Here is an 18,494-nt window from a genome sequence, read left to right as displayed (position 1 = left end):
CCGAGGTGGACCGCTAGGGTTTCCTGCGTGCCAGCCGAACCCGCCGCCCCACCCGCCGTCGCCCGCGACGACGCGGGCGCGCGTACGGTCCGGCGGGTCGTAGCGGTGCTGGCGCTGGTCGCGATCCTGCCGGCGCTCTACCTGCCCAACCTGCGCCACGACTACTACGACCAGAAGATCTACATGTCGGCGATGGACTGGTGGGCGGCCGGGCATCCGCTCTACGACTACGTCCAGCCGGACCGGGTGCAGGGCGCCCTCTACTTCACCTATCCACCGTTCGCGGCGCTGCTGCTGCTCCCGTTCGGGTATCTGCGGCTCGGCGTGGCCGTCGCCATGTTCGCGGTGCTGACAGTGGCCGCGGTGGTGGTGACGACCCGCTGGCTGGTGCTGCCGGTGCTGCGGCGGCACGATCTGCCGCGCGGTTTCGGCCTGACGGTCGCCGTGCTGCTGGTGCTGGCGGTGGAGAGCACCCGGGAGACGCTCACGCTCGGGCAGATCAACATGCTGCTGGTGGTGCTGATCCTGGCCGACCTGCTGTTCGCCGTACCCCAGGGGCGACGCTGGGCCGGAGTCGGCGTGGGTCTGGCCGCGGCGCTCAAGCTCTTCCCCGGCATCTTCGTCCTCTACCTGCTGGTCGCCCGCAGGTGGCGGGCGGCGGCGGTGGCGGCGGCGACCGCGGCGGCGGCAACGTTGCCGGCGGCGGCGGTCGCGCCGGGTGACTCGTGGCGGTTCTGGACCCACGAGCTGTGGGCCACCGACCGGGTGGGCCGCACCGACTACACCGGGAACCAGTCGCTGTTCGGGCTGCTCAGCCGCTTGGCCGCATCGGCCGAGGCGGACCGGCTGCTGTGGCTGCTGCTCGCGCTGGCGGTGGCCGCGTTCGGTCTGTGGCGGGCCGCGCGGGCGGCTCGGGCGGGGGACGCGCTGGTGGGTCTCACACTGACCGGCCTGGTGGGCGGCCTGGTCAGCCCGATCACGTGGATCCACCACCTGTACTGGTTCATTCCCGCCGTGGTGGTGCTCGTCGACGCGGCGCTGGACGCCGATCCGGCGACGCCCGCCGGGGCGCGCCGTCGCGGCGGCCTGTTCGCGCTGGCCGCCGTCGTCGGCCTGCCGATCGTGTACGGCCTGGTGACGTTCCAGGACTGGGGCACCGCCGTCGTGCACACGGACGACCCGGTCGACTTCGTCGTCCGCAACGTGTACGTGCTGCTCAGCCTGCTGTTGCTGGCGGTGCTCCCGATCCGTCACCACCGAGACGAACCTCGGATAACACGGACTGAACGGACACACCTCGCAACAAACGGCGATCAGCGCTAATCTGGTCTCAACTACCTCAGATTTCTCCCAGGTAGCACCGATCCCCCGGTGAGGACGGCCCTCCGCGTCGGCAGCGCGGAGGGCCGTTCGGGTTTCCGGTCGTCAGTCCTGGTCGTCCGGGCACCGGCTGGGCAGCGGGGCGATCGCCGCGCGGGTGCGCCCGCCGGCGCCCGAGCCCACCGCCACCAGATGCCGTTCGGGCCGCGACGCCGGACCCGGCTGCCGGCCCAGCCCGCTCAGCGAGGTGACGCCGAGGCGCCCGGCCAGCACCGGCACCTGGTCCGGCTCGACCACGAAGACCACCTCACGCGGCCGCAACGGCCGCAGCAGCACCACCACGGCGAGGATCACGAACAGCGTCCCGCCGGTCAGCAGCGCCCACGCCAGCCCGGGGAACCAGCCGGCCCGCAGCTCGCCTCGCATCCACAGGTCGAGCCCGTCGGCGCCGTCGACGCGCATCACCACCAGGCTCAACGACCGGCCGCTCAGCTCGGCCGGGCTCCACTCCAGCGAGCCGATGCCCTCGCGTACCCAGAAGGGCTGGGCCAGCGGCACGGCGACACCGTCGCCGGCGGTCGCCGGGTCGAGATCGACCGGAAGCGCCCCCCGGGTGACGGCGACGCGGCGCACCGTGCTGTGCGGGACGTCGGCGAGCCACCGCCGCACCTCATCGGTCGGGGCGAGGCCGAGGAAGACCGGGCCGTGATCGTCCCGTGCGGTGAGGTGCAGCCGGGCCTGCCCGGTGCGGGCCACCGGCAGGTCGGTGCGCAGCAGCGCGTCCACGTCGGTCACCAGCACCGCGCGGGCGGGCGTGCGGACCGGCTCGAACCGGGCGCCGAAGCCGCCGTCCGGGTCGGCGTGCCGGGCCGCGAGCCAGAGGCCGGCGCCGGCCAGCAGGGCCGGAACCCCCAGCGCCAGCAGCACCATGCCGGCGATCGTGCGTGCGAAACGCATTCGCGTCGTCCCTCTCGGTAGCCAACTACCCGGCCGACCTTACCGACGCGGGTCGGCCGATCGCCGGATATCGGCGGCACCCGGCCGGGACGGCGACCGGCCCGGCGGATCGTTCCGCCGGGCCGGTGCGTCGCTCGCGTTCAGGACTTCGCGGCGGGCTCCCGCCGGGTACGCGCGAACGCCAGGCCGCCGAGGACCAGGCCGCCGAGACCGGCGACCAGCCCGGCCACCCCGAGCGCGACGGCCGCGCCCGACTCGGCGTCGTCATCGTCGTCGGCCGCCTCGGCTGCCGGCGCGCTCGCGCCGGGCGAGGCCGGAGCGTTCTCGGCGGCGGCCAGCTTGAGCACCGGCGCCGGGTTCTCCGGCTCCTCCGCGCCCGGCGTCGGCTCCTCGATCCACCGGGACACGTTGCCGTCGGAGTACGTCTGGAGGACCTTGAACACCATCGTGTCGACCTGCGGCAGCGGGCCCATCGACACCGGGAACTCCTGGAACTCGCCCGGCTTGACGCCGCCGTTCGGCGCGGCGGTGAAGGTCAGCTTGGAGACCGCCTCGGTGAGCTGGCTGCCGTGCACCTCGATCGGCGGGTCGACCTTGCGCTTCTCCACGGCCACCGTCCAGCCCGGCACCGGCATGGTGGAGACCGAACCGACGGGGGCGTTCTCCGGCAGGTTCACCTCGACCTTGACCGTCGACGCCGTGTCGCTCTCGTTCGGCACCCGGAAGGCGAACCGGCCGTAGCCGCCCTGCTTGCCCTCGGCCGGGTTGATCGTGACGTGCGCCGAAGCCGACCCGGCCAGGCCGAGCACGGTCGTGGCGACGGCGGCGAGAGTCAGCGCGGCGACGGTCGCGGAGCGCCGGAGACGGATCATCAGTGGGACCTTCCCGTTACTTGATCGGCACGGTGGCGGTCACCGTGGCCTGGTCGATGTCGGACGTGCGGACGGTGATGCGCAACTGCCAGTCACCACGGGCCGGCAGGTTGACCTCGCCGGTGGCGTGGTTGTCGCTCAACGGCAGCAGCGGGACCGTGATCGGTTCGATCCCGGCCGACGGCAGGGCGGCGGTGACCTTCCACTCCTGCACCGGCTGCGGCCTGTTGTCGGGGGTGTAGGCGTACAGGTGCATCGAGTTGTTGCCGGTCTCGGCCGGGTCCAGCTCGACCTGGAGCGAGTAGATCGGGCTGCTCAGCGTGGTGGAGAAGTAGCCGGCCGAGGCGCCCGGCGCGTCCGCCACGGCGGTCCGCGCCGGCGTGGTCTGCACGAGCGTCGCCGACACGCCCAGCACCACCGCCGTGATCGCCAGCTCGGCCACCACCGCCCGCCGCATCGACCCCTGCCGGCCGGCGGCGAGCCGCCGCCGCACCAGCGCCCGGGAGTACGCGGCCACGCCGATCACCAGCGCGAACAACGCGATCTTGGCGAGCAGCAACTGCCCGTACGTGGTGTCGATCAGCGCCTGGACGCTGGCCACCTCGATCAGCCCCTGCACGGTGCCGGCCAGCAGCAGCGCGGCCACCGCGAGCGCCGCCCAGCGGGACCAGATCGGCAGGATCGCGTCCAGCTCGCGCTCGTCGGCCCGGCGCAGCAGGAACACCGCGAGCATCACCAGGCCGCCGAGCCAGACCGCCATGGCGCCCAGGTGCACCGCGTCCACCACCACCGACACGGCCGGGGCCGGTGAGGCCGCCGCGTGCCCGGCGAGCGGCCAGGTGAACAGCGCGGCGCCGCCGAGAACGGCGAGGATGATCCCGTCGGTGCGGCCGACCGGTCCGGCGAACAGCGGCCGGAGCAGGAACGCCGCCGCGGCGAGCAGGCCCAGCCGGACCAGGTGGGTCGTGCCGTACGCGCTGCCGAGCACGTCGCCGAGCCCCGAGCCGGTCACGTCGAACAGGCCGCCGCCGTTGACGTAGGGCACCTGGAGCCACACCTCGGCCAGCGTCGCCACCGCCAGCACGCCCAGCCCGGTCCAGGCCAGCCGGGCCGGGCCGCGGCGGGACAGCCGGCGCGGCCAGAGCGCCGCCAGCACCAGCGCCGGGCCGACGAGCAGCAGCAGCCCGGCGTAGCCGGCGTACTTCGCCACCTTCACCGCGGTCTCGGTCACCGGGTTCGCCCGGTTGTCGGTGCCGCTGTCGGTGGGCGGCTCGGACGGCGCGCCGACGGAGTAGGTGAAGGCGCCGGAGACCGGGTGACTGTCCGCCGAGATGACCCGGTAGCTCACCAGGTAGGTGCCGCGCCCCGCGCCGGGGTCCACCGGGATGGTGACCTCGGCGCCCTGGAACGTCGGCTCGCCCCGGTCGGCCCGCGAGCCGTCGGGGGCGATCACGCGTACCTTCCCGGGCACCTTGCGGACGCTCTCGCTGAAGGTGATCACCACCTGCGCGGGCGCGTCGGGCACCACGGCGGAGGCCGCCGGGCTGCTGCTCACCAGCACCGCGTGGGCGGCGGCCGGGGTGGCCGGCACGAGCAGCAGGGCGACCAGCAGGAGCAGCAGCCCGGCGACGGCCCCCGATCGGGCGGCGACGGCCCGGGACGGGCGGCGTACGGCAGCAGTCATGACCGCCATGGTTCCCGAACCGGAGCCGATCCGGCGAGCCGGCCTCGGGCGGGCGTGACCGAGCGCCCACCCGGCGCGGCGGCGCGCGCCACGCCGGGCCTGCTCGGAGGTCATGGGAGGGTAGTCGGACGGCGGAGGGAAAAAGTTCCCGGCGTGTGCGGGACCACGGAATGGGCCGAAGGACCCTGTCCCGCCCAGGTACGCCGCGTAACCTCGGGTGACGTGATCCCCGGCCCGCGCGACACCGCCGCCGACCGCCCCGAGGCGGCCTCCGAGGCTGTCCGGGACACGGCCACCGGCTGGGCGCTGGCCGCCCGCGACGGGGACCGCGACGCGCAGGCAGCCCTCGTCCGGGCCACGCAGGCCGAGGTGTGGCGCTTCGCCGCCGCGCTCGTCGACCCGGACAGCGCGGACGACCTGACCCAGGAGACGTACCTGCGGGCGTTCCGGGCGCTGCCCGGCTTCGAGGGGCGCTCCAGCGTGCGTACCTGGCTGCTCGGCATCGCCCGCCGGGCCTGCGCCGACCACCTGCGCACAGTCGTACGCCGCCGACGGCTCGACGCGCGGCTCGCCGCCCAGGCCGCCACCGACCGCCCCTACCCGGACCCGGCCGGTCAGCTCGGCGCCACCGACCTGGTCCGCCGGCTACCGGCCGAGCGGCGCTCCGCTTTCGTGCTCACCCAGTTGCTCGGCCTGTCCTACGCCGAGGCCGCCGACGTGGAGGGGGTGCCGGTGGGCACCATCCGCTCCCGGGTGGCCCGCGCCCGCGACGAGCTGGTCGGCGCCGTCGGCGACACGATGACCGGATAGCGGGAACCAATCGTGACGCTCGGACGACGAATGACTGTGACCCCCTCCCCCTCCCCGGCCGGGCGCTGGCAGACCCTGCGGCCCCGGCTCGGCGTCGCGGCCCGGCTCGGACTTGCCGCCGTCTGGCTGATCGCCGGTGGCACCAAGGTCGGCGACCTCGCCGCCTCCGGCCGGGCCGTCAACGCCTACCAGGTGATGCCGTACGAGCTGGCCACCGTGATCGGCGCGGCGCTGCCCTTCGTCGAGCTGGCCCTGGGTCTGCTGCTGCTCGCCGGCCTGGCCACCCGGGTCAGCGCCGGGATCTCGGCGGCGCTGCTCGTGGTCTTCGTCGCCGGCATCGCCTCGGCCTGGGCGCGCGGCCTGGCCATCGACTGCGGGTGCTTCGGCAGCGGCGGCCAGCTCGCCGCCGGCGAGACGCCCAGCTACCTCCCGGAGATCCTCCGGGACCTGGGGTTCCTGGCGCTTGCCGGGTTCCTGCTGATCTGGCCCCGTACCCCGTTCTCGGTGGACGGCTGGCTGGCCGGCGACGACACCGTGGAGGACACCGATGAGTAGCCGCAAGGGCCGCAGGGACGCGGCACGGGTGGTACGCGAGCAGATCGCCCGGGAGAAGCGCCGCAAGCGCACGCTGTGGACGTCGATCGCCGCCGTGCTGGTGCTGGTCATCGCCGGCGGCATCGGCTGGGCCGTCTACTCCAGCCAGAAGTCGGACGACTTCACCGCCCCGCCCGGGGCCAACGACGCCGGCACCGGCATCGTCCAGGGCACCGGCCCGGTCACCATCGACCTGTACGAGGACTACCTCTGCCCGGCCTGCAAGCAGTTCCAGCAGATCAACGGCGAGACGCTCAACCAGCTCGTCACCGAGGGCAAGGCCAAGCTGGTGTTCCACCCGGTCGCCTTCCTGAACCGCTTCTCCACCACCGAGTACTCCACCCGCTCCTCGGCCGCCTCCGGCTGCGCCGCGCAGGGCGGCAAGTTCCGCGAGTTCACCGAGCAGCTCTTCGACAAGCAGCCGCCGGAGGGCGGCGCCGGGCTCAGCAACGACGAGCTGGTCGACATCGGCGCGGGCGTCGGGCTGAACCGGGACGAGTTCGCGTCCTGCGTCTCCGACGGCACGTACCGGTCGTGGACCGGGCACGTCACCGACGAGGCGAGCAAGGCCGGCGTGACCGGCACCCCGACCATCAAGATCAACGGCAGTGAGCTGCGGGACCGCAGCCCGGAAGGGATCAAGGCGGCGGTGGAGGCGGCCGGGAAGTGATCCCCGCACCCCTGCGCCGGGCAGCGCTGGTGCTCACCGTCGCGGCCACCGCCCTGCTCACGTTCGCCGCGCCGGCCGCCGCGCACGGCGCGGACGCGCCCGACGGCACCGACTACCGCGCCACTATCACCGGCGTCGACCCGGCCCGGCCCGGGCTCACCGCCCGCATGGTGGAGGCCGGCGCGCGGCTGGAGCTGACGAACGACACCGGCGCCGACGTCACCGTGCTGGGCTACTCCGGCGAGCCGTACCTGCGCGTCGGCCCGGGTGGCGTGTACGAGAACACCCGCTCCCCCGCCACGTACCTGAACCGGACGCTGGCCGGCGAGACCTGGCTGCCGGCCGAGGCGAACCCGGCCGCCGCGCCCGACTGGCGGCGGATCGACGACGGACCCACCGCTCGCTGGCACGACCAGCGCACGCTGTGGCGGGAGGACGCTCCGCCGGCCGCCGTCGCCGCCGCCCCGGACCGGGAGCACCGGGTACGCGACTGGACGGTGCCGCTGCGCGCCGGTGACACCGCCGGAGCCGTACGCGGCACGCTGGACTGGGTGCCGCCGCCCGACCCGTACCCCTGGTGGGTGGCCGCCACGCTCGGGTTCCTGGTGATCGGCGCGGCCGGGCTGGCCCCGGGCGGCACGACCGCCGGAGTACGCGCGCTGCGCGGGGTCGGCGCGCTGCTCGCCCTCGGCGGCGCGGCGACAGTGGCGCTCACCGTCGCCCGGGCGTTCGACACCGGTGCTCCCGGTGTCGGCGGGATGCTCGCCGAACTGCTCACCGGGCAGGTGTGGACGCTGCTCACCGGTCTCGGCGCGCTGGCCGCGGGCGGGTACGCGCTGGCCCGCCGCCCGGCCGCCGACTTCGTGCTGGCGCTCGCCGGCGCCTGCCTCACGGTGTTCGCCGGGGTGACGAACCTCGCCGCGCTGTCCCGCGCGATTCCCCCGGCCGCCGGCCCGCCCGTCCTGGTGCGGGTGCTCGTCGTCGTCGGCCTGGCCACAGGCGCCGGCGCGGTGGCCGCCGGCCTGCTGCGCCTACGAACCGCCGCAAGAGCAGCCCGTACCACCCCCCACCCCGATCCCGTAACCCCGGCCCCGGGTCAGGTAGGGCGGGGGGCGAAGCCGTAGGGGAGTTCCAGGCGGTGGGCGGACAGCAGCGCCTCGTCTGCCAGCAGGTCGGGCGTCGGGGCGTCGGCGACGATGCGGCCGCCGTCCAGGATGACCGAGCGGGGGCACAGCTCGGCCGCGTACGGCAGGTCGTGCGTGACCATGAGCAACGTCACCGGCAGGGCCCGCAGGATCTCCGCCAGCTCCCGGCGGGCGGCCGGGTCGAGGTTCGACGCCGGCTCGTCCAGCACCAGGATCTCCGGACGCATGGCGAGCACGGTGGCCACCGCCACCCGCCGCCGCTGCCCGAACGACAGGTGGTGCGGCGCCCGGTCCCGGTGCTCGCTCATCCCCACCGCCGCGAGCGCCTCGTCGACCCGGGCCGCCAGCTCGGCCCCGCGCAGGCCCAGGTTGGCCGGCCCGAACGCGACGTCCTCGGCGACTGTGGGCAGGAAGAGCTGGTCGTCCGGGTCCTGGAAGACGATGCCGACCCGGCGGCGTACCTCGGCCAGCGTGTCCCGGTCGCGGGTGACGGTCAGACCGCCGACGCTCACCGTGCCCTCGGTCGGAGTGAGGATGCCGTTGAGGTGCAGCACCAGCGTGGTCTTGCCGGCGCCGTTGGGCCCGAGCAGCGCCACCCGCTCGCCGCGCGGCACGGTCAGGTCCACGCCGTGCAGGGCGACGTGACCGTCCGGGTACGCGTACCGGACGCCGTTGACGTCCAGGGAGGGCGGCTGCTGCACGTACCCGATCATTGCAGGACGAGCGCGACGGCGGCGATGGTGGCCGCGATCGCCGGCACCGTCGCGGCGGCCGCCCACTGGCCGGCGGTGGCCGCGCCGGCCCCCTGCCACACCGCCGGCATCCGGCCGGTGTAGCCGCGGGAGAGCATCGCCAGGTAGACCCGCTCGCCGCGCTCGAACGCGCGCAGGAACAGCGCGCCGACCCCGGCCGCGAAGCCGCGCAACTGCCACAGGAAACGTGGGTCGTCGCCCCGGGACACCCGCGCCACCCGCATCCGGCGGGCCTCGCCGACCAGCACCTCCAGGTAGCGCAGCATGAACGTGGCGATCTGGGTGAGGATCTGCGGGCAGCGCAGCCGGTCCAGGCCGATCAGCAGGTCACGCGTCGTCGTGGTCGCCGCCAGCAGGAGCGACGCGAGTACGCCGAGCGTGCCCTTGGCGAGGATGTTGAACGCGCCGTGCAGCCCGTCGACGGACAGGGCGAGCCCGGCCACCTCGACCCGTTCCCCGGCGCCGAGGAACGGCAGCGCGAACGCGAACAGCACGAACGGCAGCTCGATCAGCGCCCGGCTGAGCAGCCAGCGCGGGCCGACCCGGGCCAGCGCGGCCACCACCGCGACCAGGAGCGCGTACCCGCCGAAGGCCCAGTACGCCTCCGGGGGCGTGGCGACCACCGCCACTGTGAACAGCACCATCGCGGCGATCTTCACCTCCGGCGGGAGGCGGTGCACCGGCGAGCCGGACTCGCGGTAGAGCACGTGCGCGTGCCCGGCGCCCACGGTCAGCGGGCGCCGCTGGACGGGGTCGCGGCCTCGTCCACCGGGTCGGCGCCCGCGGCGTTCGGGGCGGGCGAGGCAGGCACCGCCGGGCCGCGCCGACGGGCCAGCCAGAACAGGCCGCCGCCGAGCGCGAAGGTGAGCAGCACGCCGAGCACGCCGGACAGGCCGGTGGAGACGAAGTCGTTGCCGATTCCGCGTACGCCGTAGTCGGCCAGCGGGCTGTCCGCCAGCTCGTGGTCCTTCGCCTCCTGGGCCGGGCAGCTGCCGCCGGTGATCTCGTCGTCGGCGTTGACGGTGCAGCCCTTCAGCAGCGACGAGTCCAGCCCGTCCGGGTGCGACGAGGCGTAGTTGCTGACCACGCCCGCCAGCAGCAGGGCCACCAGCAGGCCACCGAGCAGGAACGGCCACTGACGCTTGCTCATCGGGCACCTCCGGCGACCGGGACGGCGGGAGCCGGCGCGGCCGGCTTGAGGGCGCGCAGCGCGTACACCAGATCGGGCCGGACCTTGGCGACGGTGACCACAGTGGTCGCGGTGATCAGGCCCTCGCCGATGCCGATCAGCAGGTGGGCGAAGGCCATGGTGCCGGCCAGGCCGGTGAGGTTGCCGCCGAGGTCGGTGGTGCCACCCAGCCAGTACTGCAGGACGAAGCCCTGGGACGCGACGAGCACGCTGACCAGCGCGGAGACGAACGCGGTGACCGCCAGCCCGGCCGGGGTACGCGGCAGCACCCGCAGCAGCAGCGCGATCAGCAGGTACGCGGCGGCGGTGCCGAGCAGCGCCATGTTGGTGATGTTGAGGCCGAGCATCGCCACGCCGCCGTCACCGAAGACCAGCGCCTGCACGATGAGCACCACGGCGACGCAGAGCGCGCCGACCCAGGGCCCGACGAGCAGCGCGGCCAGCGCGCCGCCGAGCAGGTGGCCGCTGACCCCGGCGGTGAAGATCGGGAAGTTGAGCATCTGCACGGCGAAGATGAACGCGGCGACCAGTCCCGCCATCGGGGCCAGCCGGTCGTCCAGGTCGGCCCGGCCCCGCAGCACACAGAAGGCGAGCGCGGCCAGGGCGAGGGCCGCGAAGATCGCGGCAACGGGACCGTTGATGATCCCGTTGGAGATGTGCATCGCCAGGGTGTCCACGGGCTCAGCGTATTTCCAGGAATGGGTTGTTGCCAATATGTAGCAACAACCCAGTATGGCCGTCACCCCGCCCGCGCGTCGCCGTCGGCCGCCGCCCCGGGCACGGCGGTATCGTCACCGCCATGACCGACCGCCTCAGCCCCGGCGACCCCGCCCCCGAGTTCACCCTCCCCACCGACGACGGCGGGACGCTCTCCCTCGCCGACCTGCGCGGCCGCAAGGTCATCGTGTACGCGTACCCGGCCGCCATGACGCCCGGCTGCACCAAGCAGGCGTGTGACTTCCGGGACTCCCTCGCCTCGCTGCAGGCCGCCGGCTACGAGGTGGTGGGCATCTCGCCGGACAAGCCGGCCAAGCTCGCGAAGTTCCGCGAGCGGGACGCGATCACGTTCCCGCTGGTCTCCGACGCGGACAAGGCGGTGCTGACCGCGTACGGCGCGTTCGGCGAGAAGCAGATGTACGGCCGTACGGTCACCGGAGTGATCCGCTCGACGTTCGTGGTGGACGAGGACGGCAAGATCGAACGGGCGCTCTACAACGTGCGGGCCACCGGCCACGTCGCCAAGCTGCGCCGGGACCTCGGGCTCGACTGAGGTCGGCGCACGGCCCGGCTCGTCACGGCCGGGCCGCAGTGGTGGCGCCGAATGTGGTCTACGATCCGGAGGCTGTGCCACCGGCCCGCGGGCGGTGGTCACGATGAAGGGGCCGTAGCCCAACGGCAGAGGCATGCGGTTTAGGTCCGCACCAGTGCGGGTTCGAATCCCGCCGGCCCTACCAGTCGCCGGTGCCGCGCGCGCCGGCGACTGTCGGGAAGGTCACGAACGCGGGTCCGCGCCGCGTCGCCACGAGCAGGATTACGGCGTGGACCTGCGCTTCGTACTCGACCCCGACCTGACCCCCGAGCTGCGCGAACAGATCATCGCGCTCTGGGTGGACGTGACGAACGCCGGCGGCGCCGTCGGCTTCGTCGCCCCCGTGACCGCCGACGAGGTACGCCCGCTCGCCACCTCCACGCTCGACGAGGTCGCGGACGGGCCGGACCGGCTGCTCGCCGCCTACGAGGGCGAACGGCTGGTCGCGGTCCTGGTCATCGCCGACAACCGGTTCCACCTCAAGACGCACTGGCGGGTACTCAAGCGCGTCATGGTGCACCCCGACACGCAGGGACGCGGCCACGGCGCGGCGCTGATGCGCGAGGCCGAGCGGATCGCCCGAGGGCTGGGCCTGGCGGCGCTGCACGTGACGGTCCGCGACGGCTTGGGGCTGGACCGCTTCTACAAGCGCCTCGGCTACCGCGAGATCGGCCGCCTCCCCGCCGCGCTGCGCCTGTCCGCCACCGACGCCCGCGACGAAATCCTCATGTGGCTAGACCTCCCCACCCCAACCTGACCCCCTCTCCTCCTCCCTCCCCCGCGCCGCGCCCTCCCCGCGCCGCACCTCGCCGATCTTGCACTCACGGCCCCGGCAGATCGGGCATTCACGACACTCAAGGGTCCGCAAGTGCAAGATCAGCGAGGCTGGCCCGCCCCACGCCGCCCTCGCGCCCGTCCACGCCGTCCTCGCGCCCGGCGGCGAGGCAGCCCGGCAGTCTCGGCGATCTTGCGAATTCGGCCCAGGCGAAAGGTGCGAATGCCGCATCCGAGGGGCCGCAAATGCAAGATCGGCGGGGGGTGAGGGCGCGGGGGCGGCGCGGAGTGAGGACCGTGGGGTGAGGGTTAGGCGCAGCTGGTGGGGGTGGGTGGGGCGGCGGCTGCCTGCACCAGGGGGTCCGTGAGGGCTGAGGTGGGGGCGGCGGGGGTGGATGCGGTCGGGGTCGAGGTGGGGGTGGACGGGGTCGGGGATGTGGGGCGGGGCTTCTTCGGGGTGGGTGTGGTGGGGGCGGGCTTCGCGCCGTACATCCGGACCGCGCTGCGCTGCACCTGGCCCGGGAGCATCCGGACGCCGGCCGCGGTCGCGCGGTTGCCGTACACGTCGGTGACCCGGATCGTGTACGGGCCGGGGCCGGCGCCGGACTCGATCAGCCAGTAGTTGTAGTCCTGCCGCTGCGCCGCGCGCCACGATCCGTTCTGCCGGACCTCGACCGAGCGCAGCGGGTTGCCGTGGTCACCGACAAGCACGGCGAACCACCACTGCGACGAGCCCTCCTTCATGCGGAAGGTGAGCGGCCCGGACAGCGGCGGGTTCACCACGGCCCGGTAGCTGACCTTCACCACGCCCTGCACCGGGTCGGCGATCCGGGCGAACGCTTCGGCGGACAGGTCGAGGTGGCCCGGGGCGCACTCCGGGCACTGGTCCATGACCAGCACCCGGACCGTGCCGCGCGGGCCGGTGACGTCGAGGAACCCGCCGCAGGAGGCGCCGGCCGCGTACTCGCTCGGGCCGAGCGCGACGTACATCCGGTTGGCCGGGGCGGCGGGGCGGGAGCAGTTGCCGCCGGCGCCGGCGGAGTCGTAGAAGGTGGCCTTGCCGCTGCGGGTGGTCCCACCGACGGGCGGGGCGGCGCCGAGTGGACCCGCCGCCAGGACCTCGACGCCGGCGGGTGGAGGCGGGGCCGCGCAGGCGGGGGCGGCGCCGCCGCGTACCGCAAGGGCGACAGCGACCGCCGCCGCGACGGTGACCAGACCGGCGGCGGCGAGCCGGCGGCGGCGCGTGGCGGCACGGCGACCGGGCGCGGTGGCGGGCGCGCGGTCGTCGGTCGGCGGGTGGGGTGCGGTGCCGTCGGTCACGCCGGTCGATGCTGCCGGACCGGCGTGCCGCCGGACAAGCGAGCTAAGCGAAAGCTAAACCGGCGCGGAGGCTAGTACGGCCGGACCGCGCGGGCGGTGGCGACGATGCCGGCCAGCTCGTCGGCGAGGTCGGGGCGCCCGCGCAGCGAGTCCTCCAGGCGCACACGCCACACGCCGGTCTCGACCGGGATCCGGTCGTCGCCGGCCCGGCGGACCCGGTCGCGGGTCTCGTCGAGGGCCGCCCATGTGGCGGGGCCGAGCAGATCGCCGAGTACGCGGTAGAGCCAGCGGAACAGTTCCTCGTCGTGGACCGCCGCGCCGATGACGCGGGCCGCGTCCCACGCCACCCGAGGCTGGTGAATTACCTGCATCTCGACTCCTCGGTCGACCGGCCCGTCACACCATCATCGATCCGAGGCGCTCCTCCCGGCAAGGCCCGGCACCGGGTCAGCCCGCCCGCCGGGCTGCGCCGCGATCCCTGCCCGGGGCACGAGGGTCCCCCGTGGCGCAGCGCGAATCAGTAGCATCAGAGCATGTCAGATCGCCATCAGCTCGCCGATTCCGACGCCCGCCCCGGGTTCTCCGATGTGGAGCCGGGCGAGCCGGTGCGGCACAAGGCGCCCCGGCGTCGCCGGGGCCGGCGGATCGCCCTGATCGTGCTGCTCGTGATGGTGCTGCTCGCCGGTGGCGGCGCGCTGGCCGGCGGCCTTTACTACCGCTCGGTCGACAAGTCGATCGAACGGGTCGACGCCTTCGAGGGCGTACCGGAGGAGTCGCGCCCGCAGGTCGAGGTCAAGGGCGCCATGAACATCATGATCCTGGGCAGCGACTCCCGCGACCCGGAGAGCACGGGCGGCTCGCGCAGCGACACGATCATCCTGGCCCACCTGCCGAAGGACCGGTCGAGCGCCCAGCTCATCTCGATCCCGCGGGACACCTGGACGGCCATCCCGAAGTCGAAGGAGGGCCGCGGCGGCCGCGACGCGAAGATCAATGCCGCGTACGCCTGGGGCGGTGTGCCGCTGATGGTGCAGACGGTGGAGAAGTTCAGCGGCGTACGGGTGGACAACGTGGCGATGGTGGACTTCGCCGGCTTCAAGGAGATCATCGACGCCCTGGGCGGTGTCGAGATCGACGTGGAGAAGGGTTTCAGCACGAATTACTCGCTGGCCGGCACGCGGACCTTCGAGAAGGGCCGGCAGACCATGAACGGCGCAGCCGCGCTGGACTACGCGCGGGAACGGCACGCCTTCCCCGACGGCGACTTCGCCCGCATCCGGCACCAGCAGCAGGTGATCAAGGCCATTCTGGACAAGGCCGCCTCGGGCGGGGTGATGACCAACCCGGCCAAGCTCAACTCGTTCGTCCGTGCCACGTCGGACTCGGTGGCTGTCGACAAGTCACTGTCGCTGGTGGATCTCGCGATGGAGATGCGTGGCCTGCGCAGCGGCAATCTGACGTTCTTCACCTGCCCGGTGAAGGGGACGGGCCGCGTCGGCAGCGAGAGCGTCGTGTTCCCGGATCCGGCGCGCGCGAAGACGCTGTTCGACGCGGTCCGCCGCGACTCGGTCCCGGAGATTCTCGCCATGAGCGGAAAGTAGGACGTCGATCTGCCGTGCCGGTGGTGGCGGCGCGGCGGGGTCGCTCGTATCCTGCGATCGTCGTCGGTCTCCGTATCCGGGCCGGCGGCGTCACGGGGGAGGATCGACCATGCCACGCCTTCCGGCGTTCGAGCATCCGGCCGCGCCGTCGAACGACCCGCCGTCGAACGACCCGCCGATGAACAGCGGCCTGGACACGACAACGGTCCTGCCCTACGCGGGGTCGCGGGCGTCGACGCGTACGCGATGGGTGCGCGCGTGGATGGTGACCGCGCCCATCGACGTGGCGGCGCTGCTCGCACCGCTGCTGCTGACCCAGAACTACTGGCGTGGCACGCTGGCCAACGCGGCCCTCACAGTGGGCTTCTTCGCGGCCGGCGGGCTGTACCGGCCCCGCCGGCACATCAGCATCCTGGACGAGCTGCCGAGCCTCGGCGGGCGGCTGCTGGCCTCCGGCGCGGTGGTGGCCATCATCGCGGCGCTGCGGCACGACTCGGTGCCGCACGTGAGCGGCTTCGTCCAGGGCGTCGCGTTCTCCGCCGGCCTGGTGGTCGTGGGGCGCGCGCTGAACTGCCGGCTCGTCCTGCTGGCCCGCAAGCGCCGGTGGGTGGAGCGCAACACCATCGTCGTCGGCGGCGGCCCGATCGGCGGCGAACTGGCCCGGCTGCTGCGCCGCCACCCGCAGTACGGGCTGCGGTTCGTCGGCGCGGTGGACGCCCCGTCGCGGCCGCGCATGGGCGCGGTGCCGCTGATCGGCACGATCGACGACCTGGAGAAGCTCACCGACATGCTGGAGTGCGAGGTCCTGGTCATCGCCGACCCGGACTGCTCCGAGTCGGACCTGATGGAGTCGCTGCTGCGCCCGGCCAGCTCGCGGTGTGACCTGTGGGCGGTGCCGCGCCTGTGGGGTTCGCGGGGCCAGGGCGGCTACCCCGACCACATCGGCGCCATCCCGATCGTCAAGATCGGTGACACCACGCTCACCGGTCCCCGTTGGCGGGTCAAGCGGGCCTCGGACGTGGTGTTCGCGGTGACCGCCCTGGTGGTGCTGAGCCCGCTGCTGCTGCTCTGCGCCCTCGCCACGTTCCTCGACGGCGGCCGTGGCGTGTTCTTCCGGCAGGAGCGGATCGGCCGGTACGGCAAGCCGTTCCACGTCATCAAGTTCCGGTCCATGCGTCCGGAGGACGAGCACGAGTCGCAGACGACCTGGTCCATCGCGCACGATCAGCGGGTCGGGCCGATCGGGCGGTTCATGCGGCGCACCTCGCTCGACGAGCTGCCGCAACTGTGGAACATCCTGCGCGGTGAGATGAGCGTGGTGGGGCCTCGCCCGGAGCGGCCGTACTTCGTGGAGAAGTTCTCGGTGGAGTACCCGACCTACGCGATGCGGCACCGCGTACCGGTCGGGCTCACCGGGCTGGCCCAGGTCAGCGGCCTGCGCGGGGACACGCCGATCTCGGACCGGGCGCGGTTCGACAACTACTACGTCGAGAACTGGTCGCTCTGGCTCGACATCAAGATCGTGCTGCGGACCGTCAGCGAGGTGTTCCGGGGCGGGGGAGGCTGAGCGCCTCGGCCAGGTCCGCGTGCCAGTCCCCCGGCGGCGGCAGCTTCGCCGCGGCCCACCGGCCGTGCGCCAGCACGCTGTAGCGGGGGCGCCGCGCCGGGCGCGGGAAACTGTCGCTCGTGGTGGGCCGGACCCGGTCCGGGTCCAGGCCGCGCAGGGCGAACACGGCGCGGGCCAGGCCGTACCAGGTGGTCTCGCCGGCGGCGGTGCCGTGGTACGTCCCGGGCGCCGCGTCGCCGGCCAGCGCCGCGTCGGCCAGCGCCACGAGCCGCTCCGCGAGACGGTACGACCAGGTGGGCTGCCCGCGCTGGTCGTCCACCACGTCGAGCCGGTCGCGTTCGGCGGCCAGCCGCAGCATGGTGGTGACGAAGTTGCGGCCGTGGGTGGCGTAGAGCCAGGCGGTACGCACGACGTACCCGGTCTCGGGCAGCAGCCGGGCCACCGCCTGTTCCCCGGCGAGCTTGCCGCGCCCGTACGCGTTGACCGGGCCGGTCGGCGCGTCCTCCGGGTACGGCTCGACGGCGTCCCCGGCGAACACGTAGTCGGTGGAGACGTGCACCAGGCGCGCGCCGGACACGGCACAGGCGTGGGCCAGGTGGGCGACCGCGTCGCCGTTGACAGCCGTCGCGTCCGCCTCGCGGGTCTCCGCGCCGTCCACGTCGGTCCACGCGGCGGCGTTGAGCACCACGTCGTGCCCGCCCACCGCGTCCCGGACCGCGTGGGCGTCGGTGACGTCGAGGCCGGCGCGGGTGGCGGCGGTGACCGACAGGTCGGGCCGGGTCCGCAGCACGGCGAGCAGGTCCCGCCCGAGCATCCCGCCCGCGCCGGTGACGAGCACCCGGGTCATGGGTGCCCGGCCGTCTTCAGCGGCTCCCACCAGGCCCGGTTGTCCCGGTACCAGCGGACCGTCTCGGCCAGGCCCCGGTCGAGGTCGATGCTCGGCGCGTACCCCAGCTCGTCGCTGATCTTGGTGATATCCAGCGAGTACCGGCGGTCGTGGCCCTTGCGGTCGGTGACCGGGACGACCCGGTCCCAGCCGGCCCCGCAGGCCGCCAGGAGCCGCTCGGTGAGCTGCCGGTTGGTCAGCTCGGTGCCGCCGCCGATGTGGTAGACCTCGCCGGCCCGCCCCTTCTCCTGCACCATCGCCACGCCCCGGCAGTGGTCGTGCACGTGCAGCCAGTCGCGCACATTGCCGCCGTCGCCGTACAGCGGCACGGTGCCGCCGTCGAGCAGGTTCGTCACGAACAGCGGGACGACCTTCTCCGGGAACTGGTAGGGCCCGTAGTTGTTGGAGCAGCGGGTCACCACCACGTCCAGGCCGTGGGTGCGGTGGTAGGCCAGCGCCAGCAGGTCGGACCCGGCCTTCGAGGCGGAGTACGGCGAGTTCGGCGACAGCGGCCAGTTCTCCGTCCAGGAGCCGGAGTCGATCGAGCCGTACACCTCGTCGGTGGAGACGTGCACGAACCGGCCGGTGCCGTGGCGCAGCGCGGCGTCCAGCAGCGTCTGGGTGCCGAGCACGTTCGTGGTGACGAACGGGGCCGCGCCGGTGATGGACCGGTCCACGTGCGACTCGGCGGCGAAGTGGACGATCACGTCGTGCCCGGGCACCACCTCGTCGACGAGCGCCGGATCGCAGATGTCGCCGCGGACGAAGCGCAGGCGTGGGTCGTCACGCACCGGGGCCAGGTTCGCCAGGTTGCCGGAGTAGGTGAGCTTGTCCAGCACGGTGAGCGCCGTGGGCGCCGCCGCGGGCACCCCGGCCGCGTCGCCGCCGGGCACGCCCAGCAGCATCCGCACGTACTCCGACCCGATGAAGCCGGCGCCGCCGGTGACGAGGATCCTCACGGGTCGAGGAGTCTACGCCGTACGAGCAGCACAGGCGGGACGTCGAAGGGCCACGGTGGTGGCGGCGTCACGGGTAGTCTCCGCG

At 73.8% G+C, this 18,494-nt stretch carries 20 protein-coding genes and 1 tRNA gene; 10 read left to right on the top strand and 11 right to left on the bottom strand.

All coding sequences use genetic code 11. From position 1 onward, the window contains the following. Positions 1–27 precede the first annotated feature (27 nt). Positions 28–1,323, top strand: coding sequence for a glycosyltransferase 87 family protein (locus MicB006_RS06085; protein ID WP_116504412.1), 1,296 nt, complete (start codon positions 28–30; stop codon positions 1,321–1,323). A 102-nt stretch (positions 1,324–1,425) separates the two neighbouring features. Here the strand turns inward: MicB006_RS06085 and MicB006_RS06080 are convergent, their stop codons facing one another. From MicB006_RS06080 to MicB006_RS06070, 3 genes are all read right to left on the bottom strand, one after another. Further along, entirely contained in the window at positions 1,426–2,277 is an 852-nt protein-coding gene (locus MicB006_RS06080) for a hypothetical protein (protein ID WP_116504410.1), read from the bottom strand. 140 nt (positions 2,278–2,417) lie between these two features. Further along, on the bottom strand, positions 2,418–3,149 hold the full coding sequence (locus MicB006_RS06075) for a YcnI family protein (protein ID WP_116504408.1): 732 nt from the start codon (positions 3,147–3,149) through the stop codon (positions 2,418–2,420). A gap of 16 nt (positions 3,150–3,165) precedes the next feature. After that, on the bottom strand, positions 3,166–4,833 hold the full coding sequence (locus MicB006_RS06070; protein WP_116511222.1) for a copper resistance protein CopC/CopD: 1,668 nt from the start codon (positions 4,831–4,833) through the stop codon (positions 3,166–3,168). Between the two features lie 222 nt (positions 4,834–5,055). Between MicB006_RS06070 and MicB006_RS06065 the strand changes: the two genes are divergently transcribed. From MicB006_RS06065 to MicB006_RS06050, 4 genes are read left to right on the top strand one after another with little or no spacing between them, the layout of a single operon-like run. Beyond that, positions 5,056–5,643, top strand: a complete 588-nt coding sequence (locus MicB006_RS06065) for a sigma-70 family RNA polymerase sigma factor (RefSeq protein WP_073830835.1) — start codon at positions 5,056–5,058, stop codon at positions 5,641–5,643. A 30-nt stretch (positions 5,644–5,673) separates the two neighbouring features. Continuing rightward, the gene (locus MicB006_RS06060; protein WP_116504406.1) at positions 5,674–6,198 is read left to right on the top strand and encodes a MauE/DoxX family redox-associated membrane protein; all 525 of its coding nucleotides are present in this window, start codon (positions 5,674–5,676) and stop codon (positions 6,196–6,198) included. Further along, positions 6,191–6,907 carry a thioredoxin domain-containing protein gene (locus tag MicB006_RS06055; protein WP_116504404.1) on the top strand — a complete coding sequence of 239 codons (717 nt, stop codon included), beginning with the start codon at positions 6,191–6,193 and terminating at the stop codon, positions 6,905–6,907. The genes MicB006_RS06060 and MicB006_RS06055 overlap by 8 nt, the downstream gene beginning before the upstream one ends. After that, positions 6,904–8,031: a hypothetical protein gene (locus tag MicB006_RS06050; protein ID WP_225980661.1), complete on the top strand. Its 1,128-nt coding sequence runs from the start codon at positions 6,904–6,906 to the stop codon at positions 8,029–8,031. The genes MicB006_RS06055 and MicB006_RS06050 overlap by 4 nt, the downstream gene beginning before the upstream one ends. Here the strand turns inward: MicB006_RS06050 and MicB006_RS06045 are convergent. Genes MicB006_RS06045 through MicB006_RS06030 form a run of 4 tightly spaced genes read right to left on the bottom strand, consistent with a single transcriptional unit; the run spans position 8,004 to position 10,670 of the window. Next, positions 8,004–8,765 (bottom strand): energy-coupling factor ABC transporter ATP-binding protein, encoded by a 762-nt coding sequence (locus MicB006_RS06045; protein ID WP_116504402.1) that lies wholly within the window; start codon positions 8,763–8,765, stop codon positions 8,004–8,006. The genes MicB006_RS06050 and MicB006_RS06045 overlap by 28 nt on opposite strands. Next, positions 8,762–9,532, bottom strand: a complete 771-nt coding sequence (cbiQ, locus tag MicB006_RS06040; protein ID WP_116504401.1) for a cobalt ECF transporter T component CbiQ — start codon at positions 9,530–9,532, stop codon at positions 8,762–8,764. The genes MicB006_RS06045 and cbiQ overlap by 4 nt, the downstream gene beginning before the upstream one ends. A gap of 2 nt (positions 9,533–9,534) precedes the next feature. Further along, positions 9,535–9,954, bottom strand: a complete 420-nt coding sequence (locus tag MicB006_RS06035; protein WP_116504399.1) for a PDGLE domain-containing protein — start codon at positions 9,952–9,954, stop codon at positions 9,535–9,537. After that, positions 9,951–10,670, bottom strand: coding sequence for an energy-coupling factor ABC transporter permease (locus tag MicB006_RS06030; protein ID WP_116504397.1), 720 nt, complete (start codon positions 10,668–10,670; stop codon positions 9,951–9,953). Before MicB006_RS06030 ends, MicB006_RS06035 begins: the two co-directional genes overlap by 4 nt. A 122-nt stretch (positions 10,671–10,792) precedes the next feature. Here MicB006_RS06030 and bcp point away from each other — a divergent pair, with 122 nt between their 5' ends. The 3 genes from bcp (at position 10,793) to MicB006_RS06015 (ending at position 12,059) form a co-directional block, all read left to right on the top strand. Continuing rightward, positions 10,793–11,263, top strand: coding sequence for a thioredoxin-dependent thiol peroxidase (gene bcp, locus MicB006_RS06025; protein WP_073830828.1), 471 nt, complete (start codon positions 10,793–10,795; stop codon positions 11,261–11,263). Between the two features lie 108 nt (positions 11,264–11,371). After that, positions 11,372–11,447, top strand: a tRNA-Leu gene (locus tag MicB006_RS06020). Between the two features lie 84 nt (positions 11,448–11,531). Further along, the gene (locus MicB006_RS06015; protein WP_116504396.1) at positions 11,532–12,059 is read left to right on the top strand and encodes a GNAT family N-acetyltransferase; all 528 of its coding nucleotides are present in this window, start codon (positions 11,532–11,534) and stop codon (positions 12,057–12,059) included. A 326-nt stretch (positions 12,060–12,385) separates the two neighbouring features. Here MicB006_RS06015 and MicB006_RS06010 read toward each other — a convergent pair whose 3' ends face one another. Continuing rightward, a complete protein-coding gene (locus tag MicB006_RS06010) occupies positions 12,386–13,396 on the bottom strand; it encodes an expansin EXLX1 family cellulose-binding protein (RefSeq protein ID WP_116504395.1) in 1,011 nt (336 codons plus the stop codon). Positions 13,397–13,467: 71 nt separating this feature from the next. Continuing rightward, complete coding sequence (locus tag MicB006_RS06005) at positions 13,468–13,767, bottom strand: hypothetical protein (protein WP_116504394.1); 300 nt, start codon at positions 13,765–13,767, stop codon at positions 13,468–13,470. 162 nt (positions 13,768–13,929) lie between these two features. On the opposite strand from MicB006_RS06005, the gene MicB006_RS06000 reads away from it, so the two are divergent. Both MicB006_RS06000 and MicB006_RS05995 read left to right on the top strand, forming a co-directional pair. After that, positions 13,930–14,997 carry an LCP family protein gene (locus MicB006_RS06000; protein ID WP_116504393.1) on the top strand — a complete coding sequence of 356 codons (1,068 nt, stop codon included), beginning with the start codon at positions 13,930–13,932 and terminating at the stop codon, positions 14,995–14,997. Positions 14,998–15,106: 109 nt separating this feature from the next. Further along, a complete protein-coding gene (locus MicB006_RS05995; RefSeq protein WP_116504392.1) occupies positions 15,107–16,564 on the top strand; it encodes a sugar transferase in 1,458 nt (485 codons plus the stop codon). Here MicB006_RS05995 and rfbD read toward each other — a convergent pair. Then, on the bottom strand, positions 16,533–17,411 hold the full coding sequence (gene rfbD, locus MicB006_RS05990; protein WP_116504391.1) for a dTDP-4-dehydrorhamnose reductase: 879 nt from the start codon (positions 17,409–17,411) through the stop codon (positions 16,533–16,535). The genes MicB006_RS05995 and rfbD overlap by 32 nt on opposite strands. Further along, the gene (gene rfbB, locus MicB006_RS05985; RefSeq protein ID WP_116504390.1) at positions 17,408–18,409 is read right to left on the bottom strand and encodes a dTDP-glucose 4,6-dehydratase; all 1,002 of its coding nucleotides are present in this window, start codon (positions 18,407–18,409) and stop codon (positions 17,408–17,410) included. Before rfbB ends, rfbD begins: the two co-directional genes overlap by 4 nt. Between the last annotated feature and the right edge of the window lie 85 nt (positions 18,410–18,494).

The sequence above is a fragment of the Micromonospora sp. B006 genome (assembly GCF_003408515.1).
GTDB lineage: Bacteria > Actinomycetota > Actinomycetes > Mycobacteriales > Micromonosporaceae > Micromonospora > Micromonospora echinospora_A.
This window is presented reverse-complemented; position numbering and strand designations above follow the sequence as displayed.

Bases quoted from the DNA above. Each gene is read 5' to 3' on its own strand.
- MicB006_RS06070 (WP_116511222.1), bottom strand. From the start codon at position 4,833: ATGACTGCTGCCGTACGCCGCCCGTCCCGGGCCGTCGCCGCCCGATCG.
- MicB006_RS06045 (WP_116504402.1), bottom strand. From the start codon at position 8,765: ATGATCGGGTACGTGCAGCAGCCGCCCTCCCTGGACGTCAACGGCGTC.
- bcp (WP_073830828.1), top strand. From the start codon at position 10,793: ATGACCGACCGCCTCAGCCCCGGCGACCCCGCCCCCGAGTTCACCCTC.
- MicB006_RS06060 (WP_116504406.1), top strand. From the start codon at position 5,674: ATGACTGTGACCCCCTCCCCCTCCCCGGCCGGGCGCTGGCAGACCCTG.
- MicB006_RS06005 (WP_116504394.1), bottom strand. From the start codon at position 13,767: ATGCAGGTAATTCACCAGCCTCGGGTGGCGTGGGACGCGGCCCGCGTC.
- MicB006_RS06000 (WP_116504393.1), top strand. From the start codon at position 13,930: ATGTCAGATCGCCATCAGCTCGCCGATTCCGACGCCCGCCCCGGGTTC.
- MicB006_RS06075 (WP_116504408.1), bottom strand. From the start codon at position 3,149: ATGATCCGTCTCCGGCGCTCCGCGACCGTCGCCGCGCTGACTCTCGCC.
- MicB006_RS06080 (WP_116504410.1), bottom strand. From the start codon at position 2,277: ATGCGTTTCGCACGCACGATCGCCGGCATGGTGCTGCTGGCGCTGGGG.
- MicB006_RS06055 (WP_116504404.1), top strand. From the start codon at position 6,191: ATGAGTAGCCGCAAGGGCCGCAGGGACGCGGCACGGGTGGTACGCGAG.
- MicB006_RS05995 (WP_116504392.1), top strand. From the start codon at position 15,107: ATGCCACGCCTTCCGGCGTTCGAGCATCCGGCCGCGCCGTCGAACGAC.
- MicB006_RS06035 (WP_116504399.1), bottom strand. From the start codon at position 9,954: ATGAGCAAGCGTCAGTGGCCGTTCCTGCTCGGTGGCCTGCTGGTGGCC.
- rfbD (WP_116504391.1), bottom strand. From the start codon at position 17,411: ATGACCCGGGTGCTCGTCACCGGCGCGGGCGGGATGCTCGGGCGGGAC.